Genomic DNA, 16,686 nt, shown 5'->3' with positions numbered 1-16,686 from the left:
TTTCTACACCAATCCTGCGAAGCCGCAGAATGCAATTGCCATCAAACTTGCTGTTACTAACACGATCGGTGTTCCCTTAAATGCATTTGGAACATCATTGTGTTCAATTCTCTCACGGATGCCTGCCATGATCACGATAGAGATCAGGAAACCAAATGCCGTGCAGAAACCACAAACAACACTCTCGATAAATCCATATCCATTGGAAATATTTTTGATAGCAACACCGAGTACGGCACAGTTCGTTGTGATCAACGGCAAATATACACCGAGTGCTTCATACAATGCCGGCATAAACTTTTTGAGTGCCATCTCTACAAACTGTACTAATGCTGCAATGATCAAAATAAATGCAATCGTCTGTAAATATTCCAAACCAAGCGGCTCTAAAATACATTTTTGAACCGGGTAAGTGATAATACATGCGATCGTAATAACGAACGTTACTGCAGCTCCCATTCCGGCTGCTGTTTCAACTTTTTTGGAAACGCCCAGGAAAGGACAGATTCCAAGGAACTGGCTTAATACCACGTTACTGACTAACATGGATGAAATAACAATAACAAATAATTCTCCCATCTAATTAGTCCTCCTTTCCTTCGGATTTTTCCGCTGCAGCAGCTTCCTTTGCTTTGGCCTCTTTGGCTGCTTTCGCTTTGGCAGCAGCTTCCTTGGCTGCCTGCGCTTTCGCTGCCTTAGCCGCAACACGCTCTGCTTCTAAAATGCCTTTATTGGCAACACTTGCACAGCCTACACAGGATGCACAATTACCACCACAGGCAATGTCTGAATCATTCTCTACATTTGTCGCTGATGGCAGCTTCAATTTGTTCTGAATTGCTGTCAAAAATGCTAATACAAGGAATGCACCCGGCGCCAATACGAAAAACGTAATGTGATAATCGTCCGGAATAAATGTCTTTCCAAAGATTGCACCAGATCCTAAGATCTCACGGCAAATACCGATACAAGTAAGTCCGAATGTAAATCCAAGACCCATTCCAAGTCCATCGAACAAAGATGGAATCACTTTGTTCTTAGACGCATATGCCTCAGCACGACCTAAGATAATACAGTTTACTACGATAAGCGGAATGTACACACCCAAGGACTTGTTCAAAGATGGGATGTACGCCTGTAATAACAACTGGATCAATGTTACAAAAGATGCAACAATAACGATGAATGCCGGAATACGCACTTTATCCGGAATCACTTTACGAAGCAGTGAGATAAATACATTGGATAACACAAGCACTGCTGTTGTCGTAAGTCCCATGCCCAATCCATTAATGGCGGATGTTGTTACCGCAAGGGTCGGACACATACCCAACATCATAACGAACGTAGGATTCTCCGTTATGATACCATTTTTTAATCGTTCTACACATGTATTCATGGGAACCCTCCTATTCTAATGATGAAATAAACTGAAATGCACCATCAATGGCTCTTGTAACTGCCTTACTGGTGATCGTTGCACTGGTGATCGCATTGATCGTACCATCTTTGGTACTGCCACTGCCATCTTTTACAACGTTCAGATCCTGTGATGCATTGGTGCCAATAAACTGTCCGTTGAACTCTTTGTCCGAAGATTTCTGTCCCAGACCCGGCGTCTCATTGGAACAATCGGTGATCTGAATGCCCTTGATCTCGCCCTTTTCGTCAATACCAAGTGCAATGCTTACTGCTCCACCGTAGCCCTTGCCGCTGCAAGAAACAACATAACCGGCATCTTTTCCATCTACCTTTGCTTTCAATGCTTCCGCAATTTCAACATCAGATAAGGAACCGAGAGCCTTCGAACTTACCTTGCCTGCCGCAAGGTCTTTATTAAACTTTTCCAATGACTTGTTAAGAGCACTGTCTTCCTCAAAAGATGCTCCCTGATAGACAGCTTCGTATGCTTCCTGTTTGTTCTTTTCCTCCTGCGCTGCGATCGGTTTTTTGGTGATCGTATAACCTGCACCGAGAAGCAGACCGGAGATCAATGTGATCATAAATAAGCAAATGGTGTCATGCACCAATGTGCTCTTCTTCTTAACTTCTTCTTTTTCTTTATTTGCCATCCTTGATACCCTCCTTTCCAAATGGAACCGGGATCGTTACTCTTTCGATCAATGGAACAAGCAGGTTACAGATAATGATCGCATAAGATACACCTTCTGCGGATGCACCAAAGACACGGAATACTCCGGTCAAAAGACCAAGCAGTACACCAAATATGATCTGTCCTTTCGGTGTGATCGGGCTTGTTACATAATCGGTTGCCATAAAGAATGCACCTAACAGCAATCCACCACCGCACAACTCTGCTGCAAGATAAGTAAGATCAAATCCTCTGCCGCCAAAGAGCAGGATAAAGATTGCAAATACTGCGATATAACATACCGGAATTCTCCAAGAAATGATCTTGCGGATCAACAAGTACGCAGCTCCGATCAACAGTGCGATCGCACAAGTCTCACCGATCGTACCTCCGGTACTTCCGATAAACATCTTTAAGAGGGAAGTTGCCTCCTGTGTCTTGCCATCACCGGATGCCAAGATCTTCTGAATCGAATCTGATCTGCTGCCTGCTTTAATAATCGCAAGCGGTGTAGCACCGGTGATTCCATCGTGTGCAAAACTTGTCATCTGTCCTGCAAAAGATACCATCAGGAAACATCTTGCACCAAGCGCAGGGTTCATAAAGTTCTGACCCAAACCACCAAACAACTGCTTTACAATAATAATTGCAAAAACACTTCCTAAGATCGCCATCCAGATTGGGAATGTCGGAGTCAGGTTCAATGCTAACAGCAAACCGGTAAGTACCGCACTTCCGTCATTAACGGTAAGCGGCAATTTCATACATTTCTGCCATATGTACTCGGACAAAAGGCAGGTTGCAATACAGACAGCGATCAAAACTGCTGCCCGAATACCAAAATTGTAAATGCCAAATATACTCGTCGGTATCAAGGCAAAGATCACATCCCACATGATACTTCTCGTAGACGACTTGTCACGCACATGCGGAGATGATGATATGTTTAATAAATTGCTCATATTAATCCTCCATTATTTGTAGTATGTACTCCTGAAACGTCTGCCCAAGGCAATTCCGGGAGCTCATACATTATTTTTTACGTCTCTGTGCTGCGACATACTGTCTTGCCTGCTTAAAGCTCTGTGTCAATGGACGCTTAGCAGGACATACATACGTACAACTGCCACATTCGTAGCACTCCATGCCATTTAACTTTACAAAAGTATCATAGTCTTTGTTCATAGCGGCTTCTGCCATCTTCTGTGGTACCAGATTGCCCGGACATGCCTCTACGCAGCGACCGCAGCGGATACATGGCGTCGGTTCATTCTCTGCTACCTCGTCTTTTGTCATTGCCAAAATAGAAGAAGACGTCTTAGTCACCGGAACATTCAGATCAAACATGGCAAATCCCATCATTGGACCACCGGAAATGATCTTCTTAGGCTCTTCCTTGAATCCATCTCCTTCTTCCACCAGTTCTGCATGACTGCATCCAATACGCACATCTACATTGATCGGAGTATTGAATGCCTCACCTGTCAATGTTACAACACGTGTGATCAGTGGCGTCTGTTTGCACACCGCACGATAAATTGCAATTACCGTGGATACATTATCCACAATACATCCTGCATCTGCCGGAAGTTTTGCAGAATAGATCTTGCGTCCGGTTGCAGCAGAAATCAGTGTACGCTCACCGCCCTGCGGATATTTCGTCTTTAACACCTTCACTTCAATGCGGTCTTCATCTTTGACAGCCTCCTGCATTTTAGCAATTGCCTCCGGCTTATTGTCCTCAATGCAGATGAGTCCTTTCGCCTTGTCAAAAATATGCAGGATCACTTTCAAACCACCAACGATCTCTTCTGATCTTTCTAACATCTGTCTGTAATCCGAAGTCAGATATGGCTCACACTCCGCACCATTGACCAGAATATAATCAATTTTATCCGGCTCTTTCGGCGCTAACTTTACATTGGTTGGGAATCCGGCACCGCCCATGCCGACTACACCAGCTTCCTTCACAATGTCGCGGATCTCATCAGCAGAAAGTTTCGTGTAATCACGATCCTCTCCCAATCCTTCAATTGCTGCATATTCTCCATCATTTTCGATGACAACACAAGTTGCCTGAGAACCATTGAGGAGCATTCTTGGCTCCACTGCCTTTACCGTTCCCGAAACAGAACTGCAGATATTCGCAGAAATGAATCCGCTTGCCTCTCCAATTTTCTGACCAACTAAAACTTTATCGCCTTTTGCGACAATTGGCGTTGCCGGTGCGCCAATGTGCTGGCCCATCGGAAATACCAGTTCTTTCTTAGGCTGTACAGTTTTGATCGGTAAGTCCTTGGATAAATCTTTTCCCTCGTAAGGGTGTACACCCCCACGAAATGTTGCTATACTCATTCCGTTTCTCCTTTCTGTTGATTTACCTTGGCATTTTTCCACATCTTATCATGCCAAAACTCACCCTTTATTGTAGCATTTGTACGAAAAAAGTCAATATTATCAGACATTTTTTATCAATAGTAGACAAGACTAACCTCAAGAACACATCAAAACAATCCTTGGCGATGCGGCGCATCGTTGATAGATATTGTGGTCAAAGATTCGAGAAAAAAGGCACTGCACACATCTCTGCACACAGCGCCAAGGCTCGTATTCCCATATTTTTCACTCAAACTTCGCACTTCCAATACTGCTGTCAGCTCACATATTGCTTATTATGTCAAATAATAAATATAAAATTTTGCAGCCGGCAAGGTGACTTATTCTGTCGGCAGCGAACTAAGATAATTGCCGCAGAACACAGAGTTTTTGCGTGATTTCTTATTTTGTTAGGTCTCTGATGAATACATGCCTGAAGGAATGTCTGAGTTGTCCCGGTTTAGCAAGGTATCATCGATTTTTGGACGGGACGCTTTCGCTACGATGCGCTACGTTACGTTACCTAATGTCTCTGCAATACGAGACATAAGTAACGACGAGCGCAAAGTCCCTTTCAAAAATGATGATTACCTTGCTTCCGGGACGGCGAGTTCTCCGTAAGGCATGTAAATCTATCATCAGAGACAACAAAATTTAGAAATCACCAAAAACGAAAATGCGGCAAGGCAATTGCTATAGTTCTCTGCCGGCAGAAATCGCTATGTGGCGACTGCAAAATACTTAGTATTCTTTGACATAATAAGCAATATGTGACGACATGATAGTTTCGCATGTGCGAAGTTTGGGTTCCTTACATATCAAAGTGGAACGTATCTTTCAGACCATGCCACAACTGATCTTTATCACTCAAGTTAAGTGGGGTACCGTCTGCCAAAGCATATCCTTCCGCTGAGGCAGTTCCTTTGTACTCACCTGTCAGTTCCGGCCAGTCCACGCCAATCTCCGGGTCATTCCAGGCAAGACCGCCCTCGTCTCCCGGATGATAAAAATCCGTACATTTGTAGCAAAAGACTGCTACATCCGACAATACCAAAAATCCATGTGCAAATCCTTCCGGAATGTAAAACTGCTTGAAATTGTCCTCGGACAACTCCACACCGAACCACTTTCCATAGGTCTTGCTGCCGGTACGTAAGTCAACTGCTACATCAAAAACACATCCCTTTGTGACCCGCACAAGTTTTCCCTGCGGATACTGCTTTTGGAAGTGCAGACCACGAAGCACTCCTTTGGTAGACTGGGACTGATTATCCTGTACAAATTCCATATCCAATCCCTTTGCCACCATATCCTGCTTATTGTAGGTCTCCACAAAATAGCCGCGGCTGTCACCAAATACTTTTGGCTCGATCACACACAAACCTTCAATACCACCTGCATTTTTCTCTACTTTTATCTGTCCCATATGAATCCCATATTCCTTTCCCGTCCTGTAGTCTGATCCCCAGGTACACCTTTACATCTTAACAGTTCTCTGTCCCACGGACACACCTTTATATTATAACAGTTTTCTGTTCCACGGACACACCATTACATCACAGCAACTCTCTGTCCTACGAACATTTCAGTATACATTCAATTACAGCACTTCCTGCAAATACCGTGTCAGCGCATCCTGCCAAGTTGGGAGCGGTGTAAATCCCTGCTCGGTAAGCTTACTCTTATCCAGTCTGCTGTTAAACGGTCTTGCTGCTTTCGACGCTCCATATTCTGCCGTTGTCACCGGATTTACCGTCAAATGCGCTGCATCATATTCTTCGTGACCAAGCGCTGCCGCCTGTGCAAAGATCTCCCGCGCAAAGTCGTACCAACTGATATAGCCACCTTCATTGGTCGCATGATAATAACCATACTTATCCGTCTGGATCATATCAACCAACAACCTTGCCAAGTCATATGTGTAAGTCGGTGTTCCGATCTGATCGTCTACAACCGTCAGCGTGTCATGCGTTTTTCCGACTTTTAACATGGTTTTGATGAAATTATTGCCATTTAAGCCAAATACCCAGGCGATACGCACAATGAAAAATCTAGATGCAAACTCTGCCACTGCAAGCTCTCCCGCCAATTTCGTTTCACCATAAACATTAAGCGGTGCATACTCCTTACAGTCCGGCTTCCAAGGTGTCTGTCCCTGACCGTCAAACACATAATCTGTACTGATATACATCATCGGGATGTCTAACGCTCCACACTCAGCAGCAATATTTTTCGTTCCCTCTACGTTGACCTTACGTACGGTCTCCTGCTTATCCTCATCTTCTGCAGCATCTACCGCAGTCCAAGCAGCACAATGGATCACCGCATCCGGTTTCAATTTCTCCAGCATCGCACTCACAGCAGCCCCATCCGTAATGTCCAGTGAATAATACGGTGCATCAATAGAGGTCACCTCCGGCAAAACATCACTGCCGATACTCTCTATTCCTCTTTGGTGCAATTCATTCATCACATCATAGCCAAGCTGTCCGCCGACTCCTGTTACAAATACTTTCATTTCTTATTTCTCCTCGGAACGATTTCCATACATTTTTGCATAATAGTTCTGATACTCTCCCGAAATGATCGTCTCCCACCACTCACGGTTATCCAAATACCACTGGATTGTCTTCTTGATACCATCGGCAAACTTTGTCTCCGGAAGCCATCCAAGCTCACTGTGGATCTTTGTTGGATCGATCGCATAACGCATATCGTGGCCCTTACGGTCAGCGACATATGTGATCAAACTCTCCGGCTTGCCAAGTTCTTTACAAATAATCTTAACAATATCAATGTTGGTCATCTCATTGTGACCACCTACATTATATACTTCACCAACTCTACCCTTATGAATGATCAAGTCAATAGCACGGCAATGATCCTCTACATACAGCCAGTCACGGACATTTTCTCCCTTGCCGTATACCGGAAGCGGCTTATCATTCAGCGCATTTGCGATCATCAGCGGGATCAATTTCTCCGGAAAATGGTATGGTCCATAGTTGTTAGAGCAGCGGCTGATCGTTACCGGCAAACCGTATGTGCGGTGATATGCCAATACTAACAGATCCGCAGATGCCTTACTGGAAGAATATGGACTGGAAGTATGGATCGGTGTTTCCTCGGTAAAGAACAGATCCGGGCGGTCCAATGGAAGATCTCCATACACTTCATCGGTAGATACCTGATGATAACGCTCAATGCCATATTTACGGCATGCATCCATAAGTACCGCCGTACCAAGGATATTCGTGCGAAGAAATACTTCCGGATCCTCGATAGAACGGTCAACGTGGCTTTCTGCTGCAAAATTCACAACGATATCCGGATGCTCTTCCTCAAACAACTGATAAACGGCATCACGATCGGTAATATCTTCTTTTACAAAACGGAAATTCGGATTATCCATAACCGGTGCTAATGTTGATAAATTGCCGGCATACGTCAGGCAGTCCAAACATACAATGCGGTAATCCGGGTATGTATTCAACATATGGAATACAAAGTTGCTGCCGATAAATCCTGCTCCACCTGTCACAATAATTGTCTTACTCATAATATTTTCCCTCCAGTACATCCATCAAATATTTACCATATTGGTTTTTCTTAACTTCTTCATATACTTCCAATACATCTTCTTTGGTGATCCAACCATTGCGGTATGCGATCTCTTCCAAGCAGGCAATCTTGCGGTGCTGATGCACTTCAACCGTCTTGACAAAGTTCGTTGCATCTACCAAACTCTCATGAGTACCGGTATCCAGCCAAGTAAAGCCCTGTCCCAAAAGCTCTACATTCAGTCTTCCCTGTTCCAGGTACATTCTATTCAAATCCGTAATCTCAAGCTCATTTCTCGCAGATGGTTTCAATCTCTTGGCAAGTTTCACAACATCATTATCATAGAAGTAAAGTCCGGTGACACAATAATTACTCTTTGGTTTCTCCGGCTTCTCCTCGATGGAAACTGCCTTTCCATTCGCATCAAACTCAACAATACCAAAGCGTTCCGGATCATCCACATAATATCCAAACACCGTAGCTTCTTTCTTCTGTTCCGCATTCTCTACTGCCGCATGCAATCTTTTCTTAAAACCATGTCCGGCAAAAATATTGTCACCAAGCACCATACAAACGCAGTCATCGCCGATAAATTCCTCGCCGATAATAAACGCCTGTGCAAGACCGTCCGGGCTCTCCTGTACCGCATAGCTCAACTGCACTCCAAACTGATGTCCGTCTCCTAACAACGCCTCAAAACGAGGTGTATCCTCCGGAGTGGAAATGATCAAAATATCTTTGATCTTGGCATCCATCAATACAGACAATGGATAATAGATCATCGGTTTATCATAAACCGGCAAAAGCTGTTTACTGGTTACTTTCGTCAATGGATACAATCTGGTTCCGGAACCACCGGCAAGAATTATTCCCTTCATTGTGTTACCATTCCTTTCCTATGAAAAACTAAAACTGTTTCTGATGCTCCGGATAACTGGACGTTCTATCCTAACAGCATCTGTCTCTTATTCTGCAATTTATTTTGTCTAATTGCATACTAAAAGGTGACGTTACGTCACCTTCAAGTAGTTTTTTCATTTTTGTGAATAGTATACAATAACTCACAATCTATTTTGTAACATTTTACTAAACAATTGCATCCGTTACACTGATAAATATCCCGGCATCCTTTGTGATCGTATATCCATTGCGAATCTGTCCCTCGACATATTTGCGAAATTTGTTGTATTTCTCCAAAATATACTGGTTCTGATTGCCATGACACGACAACACATATTCGATCAACGGCTCTGCCTGCGTCACGATAAGTGCATCCTCGTATTGCTGCCAGTCCACCTCCGCAAAATATGGTGCAAGTGCCTGTGCACCATTTTCTTTGCCAAAGTGCTCGTACAAATTCTCGCCGGACAACGTGATCCGATCGTCAAACTGTATAACAAGCCGGCTCACTTCCTGCATATGCGCCACACCATACGTTCCACACACAAATCGTCCACCCGGTTTTAACACACGGCCAACCTCACTGCAGACACGGTCCACATCTTTGCAATAAAAGAGGACATGATTTGCAATCACTAGATCAAAGGATGCATCCTCATACGGAATCGCATGGCAGTCAAACGCCGCAAAGGAAAATCGGTCATCCTGCAGACTTTGTTCACGACGGACATCTCGAATCATTCCCTCTGAAATATCCGATAAAATGATCTCACAATCTGCAGGAAGCTTGGCTTTATTCTCTATCCACAGACGACCATTGCCGCAGCCCAGTTCCAAGATCTTCATGCCTTCTGTGATCTGGCATTGTTCATAGATCCAAGGAAACCACCCCTGCTTATTGCTGGAAAATAGACGATGTAATCGGATCCTTGCCGATATATTGGTCGAGTTGCGATACTGCGCCTTGAGACTGTTTTCCATGCCCGTCAAATGGATCAATTCCCGCATACGGTTCCAGTCTACATTCTGTTGCTGCCTGATCTCCGTTACCGTCTCACCAATCGCCTGCTCCACAAGCTGCAACTGCTCAATACGGTCACGCACAAGATTTTGCTGCTGTTCCAGCGAATGTTCCAAATACGAATAATCGCTGTCATTCACTGTCAACTCACGAATATCTTCCAACGAAAAACCAAGATATTTTAGCAGCATGATCTGCTGCAATCTGGCAAAATCTTCTTCCGTATAAAAACGCGCCCCTGCCTGTGTGACAAGGGACGGTTTTAGGATATTCTGTTTATCATAATAACGCACTGTACGCACAGTGATCTGTGCCATTCGTGCAAATTCTCCGGAGGAGTAATACACTCCACCGGATTCTTTCTTTTTGACCATGCTTCTACTCCTGCTTATGCGGTCTGTCGACACAAAACTTTTGCTTGACTGCAGGTTCCCACAATCACATTATTTGTTATCCTGATCCTGTGGCTCTTCCTTGCGGATCTCTTTTGTGCGGATCTCCTTGCAGATTGCATCGATAAATTCGGACAGATCTTTCACGCCCTCATCACCTGCAAAGCGGCTGCGAACAGAAACTTTGTTCTCTTCCTCTTCTTTTGCACCAACAACGAGCATATAAGGAAGCTTATCCAGTCTTGCCTCTCGAATCTTGTAACCGATCTTCTCAGAACGGTTATCCACCGTTGCGTCAATACCGTTTTTCTTGAGTTCTGCCAAAACTTTCTCGGCATAGTCTGCGTATTTCTCAGAAATCGGAAGTACACGAACCTGCTCCGGGCAAAGCCATGTTGGGAATTTACCGGCATATTTTTCAATCAGCCATGCAAGGGTACGCTCATAGCATCCAAGAGAGGTTCTATGAATGATATATGGACGTTTCTTATCACCATTCTGATCAATATAATACATATCAAAACGCTCAGCCAAGAACATATCAAGCTGGATCGTAATCATCGTATCCTCTTTGCCATATACATTCTTAGCCTGAATATCAAGCTTAGGACCATAGAAAGCAGCTTCGCCGGCTTCCTCTGTATATTCCAGACCGATGTCATCCAAAATCTCACGCATTGCGCCCTCAACGCGGTCCCACTCTGCCGCGTCACCAAGATATTTGTCCGGATTTTCCGGATCCCACTTAGACATACGATATGTTACATCTTCCTCTAAGCCAAGTGTCTCCAAGCAATATTTTGCAAGATTTACACAATTTTTAAATTCGTCTGCGATCTGCTCCGGCATACATACCAGATGTCCCTCGGAGATCGTAAACTGACGTACACGAGTAAGTCCATGCATCTCTCCGGAATCCTCATTACGGAACAGGGTAGATGTCTCACCCATGCGGTATGGCAGATCACGGTAAGATTTCTGACGAGCCTTGTATACATAATACTGGAATGGGCAGGTCATTGGACGGAGTGCAAAGATGTCATTACCGGAAATGCTGTTGCCTTCCTCATCTTCATCATCCTCACCGAGAATGAACATACCCTCTTTGTAATGTCCCCAGTGATCGGAAATCTTGTACAGATCGGACTTCGCCATTAGTGGTGTACGAGTACGAACATAACCCCACTCATTATCCTCCAGATCCTCGATCCAACGCTGTAATTTCTGGATCATTTTTGTTCCCTTTGGCATGAACAATGGAAGACCCTGTCCGATTACATCAACCGTTGTAAACAGATCCATCTCACGGCCTAGCTTGTTGTGGTCACGGTTCTTAACATCTGCAAGATACTCTAAATACTCTTCCAGATCTGCTTTTTTGTTATATGCTGTACCATAAACACGAGTCAGCATCTTGTTCTTCTCATCGCCTCTCCAATAAGCTCCTGAGGAAGAAGTAAGCTTAAATGCCTTGATCTGCTTTGTACTCATCAAGTGTGGTCCGGCACAGAACTCAATGAAATCGCCCTGCTGATAGAAGGATAATGTCTCATCGTCTCCATGCTCTTTGATCATCTCTACTTTATATGGCTCATCGCGCTCTGTCATCAGCTTAATCGCCTCATCCTTAGGCAATGTAAAATACTCCAACTTATCGCCTTTTTTGATGATCTTCTTCATCTCTTTTTCAATCGAATCTAAGTCTTCTCTTGTCAGACTTGGCATATCAAAATCATAATAAAAACCGTTGTCGATCGCAGGTCCGATCGTCAGCTTTGCGTCCGGATACAAGTGCTTTACTGCCTCTGCCATAACGTGTGCACAGGTATGGCGGTATGCTTTCTTACCTTCCTCAGAATCGAAGGTTAAAATATTCAAGGTACAATCTTTATCTACGGTAGTTCGAAGATCAACGATCTTTCCATCTACTTCTGCGACACAAGCAACACGTGCCAGACCTTCACTAATATCTTTTGCAATATCAATGACTGCCATTGCACTCTCATACTCTTTGAAAGAGCCATCTTTTAATGTAATCTTCATGATTTTCCTCTTTTCTGTGCTGCGTGTTATTATAACTACACCGTCAGGCAGCACACGGACGGCGAAGTTGTAAGCATTGTTCGGAAAGGGCAGAGCTTTTTTATTTTATAGGGAACGAGCAATTTCCTATAAAATAAAAAAGTCCCTTCTATATCTCTATAGAAGGGACGTAATATCAGCGCGGTTCCACCCTTGTTCAGTGAGCATCTTCTGTCACTGCAACTCATTCGACGATAACGGTGTCAGCCGGACCGGATTGGGGTCACTCCGAGGTAGTTTTCCATTTCTTTGTGATAAGATGTTCCAGCGCCTCGGCAACTGCCGATTCCCATCTCTCTCTGTCATCACGCATGAAATGTACTCGTCTCATCAACGTTTTCACTTCTTCGTATTCGTAATCTTAATACTATCTTTTCACTTTGTCAACAGGTTATTTGCATTTGTATCTATACTAAAAATTGAAATGTTTAATTCCACCCTCCCCTTATGCAGTGGAATTCTCTTATGCACAAGTGGCATTTAATCTTTCACATTATTGTGTTATGCTCATAGTCGTGCTCTGACAGCAGTAGGAGGAGAACTATCATGAGTAAATACATTCCTGGTAATCAAAAACACCTTACCCTTGAAGATCGCAAATACATTGAAAAATCCTTAAACTCGGGCTGTTCTTTTAAGAGCATTGCCAGATATCTTTGCAAAGATCCAACAACGATCTCAAAAGAAATCAGGCTGCACAGGATCAGCGACTGGTATCACAAAGGTAGTTTTAACAATGCACATAATTTTTGCATCCACAGATATCATTGTAGAAAAGTCAATGTATGTGGCAAGATCATTCTCTGTGGCGTCAAATGCACCTCTTGTCCGACCTGCAATCAGACATGCCCGGACTTTGTTAAAGAACGCTGCCGACGACTCGATAAAGCACCTTATGTGTGCAACGGATGTCCAAAAGCAATCAATCACTGCACAATTGCCCACAAATACCGCTATGATCCTATTTTTGCTGATCGCAAATACAAAGAACGTCTCTCGCAATCCAGAGCCGGTATAAACATGACCAGACACGAACTGCATCAGAAAGATATGGTCATTACACCGCTGATCTTCCAAGGACAGTCTCCGTATCAGATCATAACAAATCACCCGGAACTAGACATGTCGGTCAGGACCCTGTATTCCTATTTGGATAAAGGTATCCTTTCTGCAAGAAATATTGATCTGAAACGTCAGGTAAAATTTAAGCCCCGCAAGGTACACAAAACCCAAATCAAGGACAGATCCGTTTTTATAGGACGTATGTTTTCTGATTTTCAGTCGCTTGGACTTGATCACTTCGCCGAAATGGATACGGTTCACTCATCGCAGGATTCAAAACGCGTCATCCTGACATTTTTCTTAACTCGCGAAAAATTGTTTCTTGCATTTGTTATGAACAGATGTACCAAAGGAGCCGTTAAACTTGTTTTTAACAAGTTAGAACACCAGCTTGGCACGAAGGATTTTTTTACTTTATTCAACACAGTTCTTACAGATCGTGGCTCTGAGTTTGGAGATCCAGAATCTCTTGAAAACGGCATTAATGGCATTATGCGGTCAAATATCTACTACTGCGACCCTATGCGCAGCGGTCAAAAAGGCGGTATTGAACAGGCACACACTATGCTTCGGATGATCCTTCCTAAAAAGAGCAGCTTTGAATACCTCACACAGTGGGATTTAAGAACTATTGTAAATCATATAAATTCAACTCCAAGAGAAATCCTTGGTGGTCGAACGCCATATGATGCAGCTTTTGAAAACTATGGTATAGACATCTTAAAAGCACTTCAGCTTAGGCCGGTTCCACCCGATGAGGTTAATCTGACGCCTAAGCTGATACAATTTAATAACTAACTTAACACAAAAAACTGCTGTCAGACTGGAACTTAACAATTCACATTTTTCGAACGCAGCCTGTGGAATTTAGTCCAACACACAAAATATCCAGAGGTTTGTTTGCCATGTCTGAAATTGAGATGTTTTGTGAAAAGTCACTTTTATTATAACAGTTTTATAGATATTTAGCTCTCTGAAATTCTAAAAAATCAAGTAATTTTAAGGTGAGATGGAATTTACCCCTGCACTGGAATTTACTTTTTCAAGTTAGCTTTGTATCTATACCATTTTTTATAGTCACTATTATGTTATAAAAACAATATGCATATACAATTGACATATTATATGATGATCTGCTTTGTACATACACCCCAAATACAACAACTAATAATGAAATCACAATATAACTTACAAATTTTAATAGAGCTCTCATTCTTTTCCTTTCTGAGAATCTTAATGCCTTTCTTCAAAATCCTCTCTATTTTTATATCTGTCTATTACCAAAAATACTCTAATAACGTTCTACAATATAATATGCCGTATTCTTGCATGTCTTACCTTTATAATTATATTTTGTATACCATGTATATGAATATTTAGTAACTTCTTTATTAATCCTACGTATATATGATCCTGAAAGCCAGCCACAACTTTTATGATAGTTCTTTTTCACTCTATAAGATAACCCTTTTGCACTTGGTCTATAACTTGTAATAAATGTATACGCTGCGCTGGCACAAAATGATGCAACTGCTCCCGCTCCTAAAGCAGTACATAGTATTGTAATAAATGCACTCATCGAAATGTCTTTAATCGCATGTTTCAAATTAATATCTGCACACTTTTTCGAGCCTCCATTCTTTGTGTATTCACTAGCTTTTCCATACGGACATTTTTTTTGAAACCATCTTTGTGAATCATTTTCTTTAAATACATATTCACAATTATTTTCAGCATAATCATCATTAATGTCAACTTTACAACCATCCAAATATACATTTCCGTCTTCTTTTATTTCTACCGTATTCTTAAGATCACCTTGCGCACAATCAAATGAAACTCCCTCTGATGTATATTCAATATTTGAAACCTCATTTTGTTGTCCAGCATATTTAATTTCATATATGAAAGAGTTTTCTTCGCTTACAATGTTAATGTCTTTAGCTAACATTGTAATGCCAAATGTTTCCAAAACCTCAACATCATTTTCAATTATTTCCATCTCTTCATCAGACATGCCATCTTCTGCTTGTTCTAATAAATCATCAACATCAACTCCACATTTAGCCGTGTCTGCCTTAACAACATAACAAAATCTAATGTTGCCAAACATTGTAACAGTTAGCGCTATTATAAGTGCTGTTGACATTATTTGTTTAACCTTTTTTTTCATTTTATCCCTCCATTATTTTAATAATGCTCCTTTGTTAACAAACTCTTCTAATTCTTTTTTTTTAATTGCTTCATCAAGAATAAGACTCTTCACCTTGTTTGCAGAAATATTCTTGTGAAAACTAAACTTAATTGCAGCAACACTGCTTACAAATGGTGTTGCAAATGAAGTTCCTGTCTTCTTTTCATATTTTCCATTATAGGATAAACAATAGATGTTTTTCCCGGGTGCTAATATATCAACATTCTTGGAACCAAAATTTGATTTTATCTCTGTTTTTTCTGTTCTTGTTGCACTTCCTACTGTAATTATATTATCACAGTTAAAACATGCTGGATAATTCTTGCAATTATCAATATTAGATCCTATTGTTGCCTTATTGCCAGCTGACACAACAAATAACATCTTTGAGTCGTTTATCGTTTTTTCTAACTCTTTCGAATAATAAGAAGTATCAAAGCTCATATTACAAACACTTGCCCCATTTTGTTCTGCGTACTTTATAGCGTTAATTATAGCATCTACATTTTTGCATTCACCATCCTCATCTAAAACCCGCAAAGACATTATTTGAATATTTGCTTTATTTCCTTTACAATATCTTTCGCTGTTTGAACAGATGATACTGGCAATTGATGTTCCGTGAGGATTATTTTTGTCAAAAACCTCTGAATTGTTATCAATAAAATTCCATCCATTTATATCATCTGGATAGCCATTATTATCATCATCTTTTCCATCTTCCACCTCTCTCTTATTGCTCCATACATATCCTGAAATACTTTCATTATATATATCAACCCCTGAATCAATCACAGCAATAATTACAGATTTAGACGAATTTATTGAATCCTTTTCATCGAGTGACAAATGATAATTACTATTACTATCATAATACCATAGAACTTCTTTATTTTTGTTAATTAAGTATCCATTATAAATATACTTTATACTAATCATCATCGCAGCTATTACAACAAAACGAATCATATAACTAATCTTTTTTATCATATTTTTACAAAACCAA

Annotated in this window: 14 protein-coding genes; 1 reads left to right on the top strand and 13 read right to left on the bottom strand. The window is 41.8% G+C overall.

Annotated features, from left to right (window positions below; all coding sequences use genetic code 11):
- Positions 1-3: 3 nt before the first annotated feature.
- From rsxA to thrS, 11 genes are all read right to left on the bottom strand, one after another.
- Complete coding sequence (gene rsxA / locus ACSAJE_RS12715) at positions 4-579, bottom strand: electron transport complex subunit RsxA (protein WP_118506872.1); 576 nt, start codon at positions 577-579, stop codon at positions 4-6.
- A 4-nt stretch (positions 580-583) separates the two neighbouring features.
- Positions 584-1,399: an electron transport complex subunit RsxE gene (gene rsxE / locus ACSAJE_RS12710; RefSeq protein ID WP_118506871.1), complete on the bottom strand. Its 816-nt coding sequence runs from the start codon at positions 1,397-1,399 to the stop codon at positions 584-586.
- 10 nt (positions 1,400-1,409) lie between these two features.
- Entirely contained in the window at positions 1,410-2,072 is a 663-nt protein-coding gene (locus ACSAJE_RS12705; protein ID WP_444156908.1) for an RnfABCDGE type electron transport complex subunit G, read from the bottom strand.
- Positions 2,062-3,054, bottom strand: coding sequence for an RnfABCDGE type electron transport complex subunit D (locus ACSAJE_RS12700; protein ID WP_118506869.1), 993 nt, complete (start codon positions 3,052-3,054; stop codon positions 2,062-2,064). The genes ACSAJE_RS12705 and ACSAJE_RS12700 overlap by 11 nt, the downstream gene beginning before the upstream one ends.
- Before the next feature lie 70 nt (positions 3,055-3,124).
- On the bottom strand, positions 3,125-4,447 hold the full coding sequence (gene rsxC, locus ACSAJE_RS12695; RefSeq protein WP_022024417.1) for an electron transport complex subunit RsxC: 1,323 nt from the start codon (positions 4,445-4,447) through the stop codon (positions 3,125-3,127).
- Positions 4,448-5,279: 832 nt separating this feature from the next.
- Positions 5,280-5,894, bottom strand: coding sequence for a dTDP-4-dehydrorhamnose 3,5-epimerase (gene rfbC / locus ACSAJE_RS12690; protein WP_458009285.1), 615 nt, complete (start codon positions 5,892-5,894; stop codon positions 5,280-5,282).
- Between the two features lie 174 nt (positions 5,895-6,068).
- Positions 6,069-6,986: a dTDP-4-dehydrorhamnose reductase gene (gene rfbD, locus ACSAJE_RS12685; RefSeq protein ID WP_458009284.1), complete on the bottom strand. Its 918-nt coding sequence runs from the start codon at positions 6,984-6,986 to the stop codon at positions 6,069-6,071.
- Between the two features lie 3 nt (positions 6,987-6,989).
- The gene (gene rfbB, locus ACSAJE_RS12680) at positions 6,990-8,027 is read right to left on the bottom strand and encodes a dTDP-glucose 4,6-dehydratase (protein WP_022024919.1); all 1,038 of its coding nucleotides are present in this window, start codon (positions 8,025-8,027) and stop codon (positions 6,990-6,992) included.
- Complete coding sequence (gene rfbA, locus ACSAJE_RS12675) at positions 8,020-8,907, bottom strand: glucose-1-phosphate thymidylyltransferase RfbA (protein WP_458009283.1); 888 nt, start codon at positions 8,905-8,907, stop codon at positions 8,020-8,022. Before rfbA ends, rfbB begins: the two co-directional genes overlap by 8 nt.
- A 208-nt stretch (positions 8,908-9,115) precedes the next feature.
- On the bottom strand, positions 9,116-10,324 hold the full coding sequence (locus tag ACSAJE_RS12670) for a MerR family transcriptional regulator (protein WP_458009282.1): 1,209 nt from the start codon (positions 10,322-10,324) through the stop codon (positions 9,116-9,118).
- A gap of 69 nt (positions 10,325-10,393) precedes the next feature.
- The gene (gene thrS / locus ACSAJE_RS12665; protein WP_458009281.1) at positions 10,394-12,385 is read right to left on the bottom strand and encodes a threonine--tRNA ligase; all 1,992 of its coding nucleotides are present in this window, start codon (positions 12,383-12,385) and stop codon (positions 10,394-10,396) included.
- A gap of 585 nt (positions 12,386-12,970) precedes the next feature.
- On the opposite strand from thrS, the gene ACSAJE_RS12660 reads away from it, so the two are divergent.
- Entirely contained in the window at positions 12,971-14,284 is a 1,314-nt protein-coding gene (locus ACSAJE_RS12660; protein ID WP_458009246.1) for an IS30 family transposase, read from the top strand.
- 493 nt (positions 14,285-14,777) lie between these two features.
- Here ACSAJE_RS12660 and ACSAJE_RS12655 read toward each other — a convergent pair whose 3' ends face one another.
- On the bottom strand, positions 14,778-15,659 hold the full coding sequence (locus ACSAJE_RS12655; protein ID WP_458009280.1) for a hypothetical protein: 882 nt from the start codon (positions 15,657-15,659) through the stop codon (positions 14,778-14,780).
- A gap of 12 nt (positions 15,660-15,671) precedes the next feature.
- Complete coding sequence (locus ACSAJE_RS12650) at positions 15,672-16,649, bottom strand: S8 family serine peptidase (protein WP_458009279.1); 978 nt, start codon at positions 16,647-16,649, stop codon at positions 15,672-15,674.
- Positions 16,650-16,686: the final 37 nt, after the last annotated feature.

The sequence above is a fragment of the Jutongia sp. SJQ-6 genome, assembly GCF_054161275.1.
The sequence above is the reverse complement of the archived record's forward strand: the minus strand, read 5'-3'. Positions and strand labels throughout refer to the sequence as shown.

Excerpts from the sequence above, each read along its gene's own strand:
- rsxA (WP_118506872.1), bottom strand. The coding sequence starts at position 579 with ATGGGAGAATTATTTGTTATTGTTATTTCATCCATGTTAGTCAGTAAC.
- rsxE (WP_118506871.1), bottom strand. The coding sequence starts at position 1,399 with ATGAATACATGTGTAGAACGATTAAAAAATGGTATCATAACGGAGAAT.
- ACSAJE_RS12705 (WP_444156908.1), bottom strand. The coding sequence starts at position 2,072 with ATGGCAAATAAAGAAAAAGAAGAAGTTAAGAAGAAGAGCACATTGGTG.
- ACSAJE_RS12700 (WP_118506869.1), bottom strand. The coding sequence starts at position 3,054 with ATGAGCAATTTATTAAACATATCATCATCTCCGCATGTGCGTGACAAG.
- rsxC (WP_022024417.1), bottom strand. The coding sequence starts at position 4,447 with ATGAGTATAGCAACATTTCGTGGGGGTGTACACCCTTACGAGGGAAAA.
- rfbC (WP_458009285.1), bottom strand. The coding sequence starts at position 5,894 with ATGGGACAGATAAAAGTAGAGAAAAATGCAGGTGGTATTGAAGGTTTG.
- rfbD (WP_458009284.1), bottom strand. The coding sequence starts at position 6,986 with ATGAAAGTATTTGTAACAGGAGTCGGCGGACAGCTTGGCTATGATGTG.
- rfbB (WP_022024919.1), bottom strand. The coding sequence starts at position 8,027 with ATGAGTAAGACAATTATTGTGACAGGTGGAGCAGGATTTATCGGCAGC.
- rfbA (WP_458009283.1), bottom strand. The coding sequence starts at position 8,907 with ATGAAGGGAATAATTCTTGCCGGTGGTTCCGGAACCAGATTGTATCCA.
- ACSAJE_RS12670 (WP_458009282.1), bottom strand. The coding sequence starts at position 10,324 with ATGGTCAAAAAGAAAGAATCCGGTGGAGTGTATTACTCCTCCGGAGAA.
- thrS (WP_458009281.1), bottom strand. The coding sequence starts at position 12,385 with ATGAAGATTACATTAAAAGATGGCTCTTTCAAAGAGTATGAGAGTGCA.
- ACSAJE_RS12660 (WP_458009246.1), top strand. The coding sequence starts at position 12,971 with ATGAGTAAATACATTCCTGGTAATCAAAAACACCTTACCCTTGAAGAT.
- ACSAJE_RS12655 (WP_458009280.1), bottom strand. The coding sequence starts at position 15,659 with ATGAAAAAAAAGGTTAAACAAATAATGTCAACAGCACTTATAATAGCG.
- ACSAJE_RS12650 (WP_458009279.1), bottom strand. The coding sequence starts at position 16,649 with ATGATTCGTTTTGTTGTAATAGCTGCGATGATGATTAGTATAAAGTAT.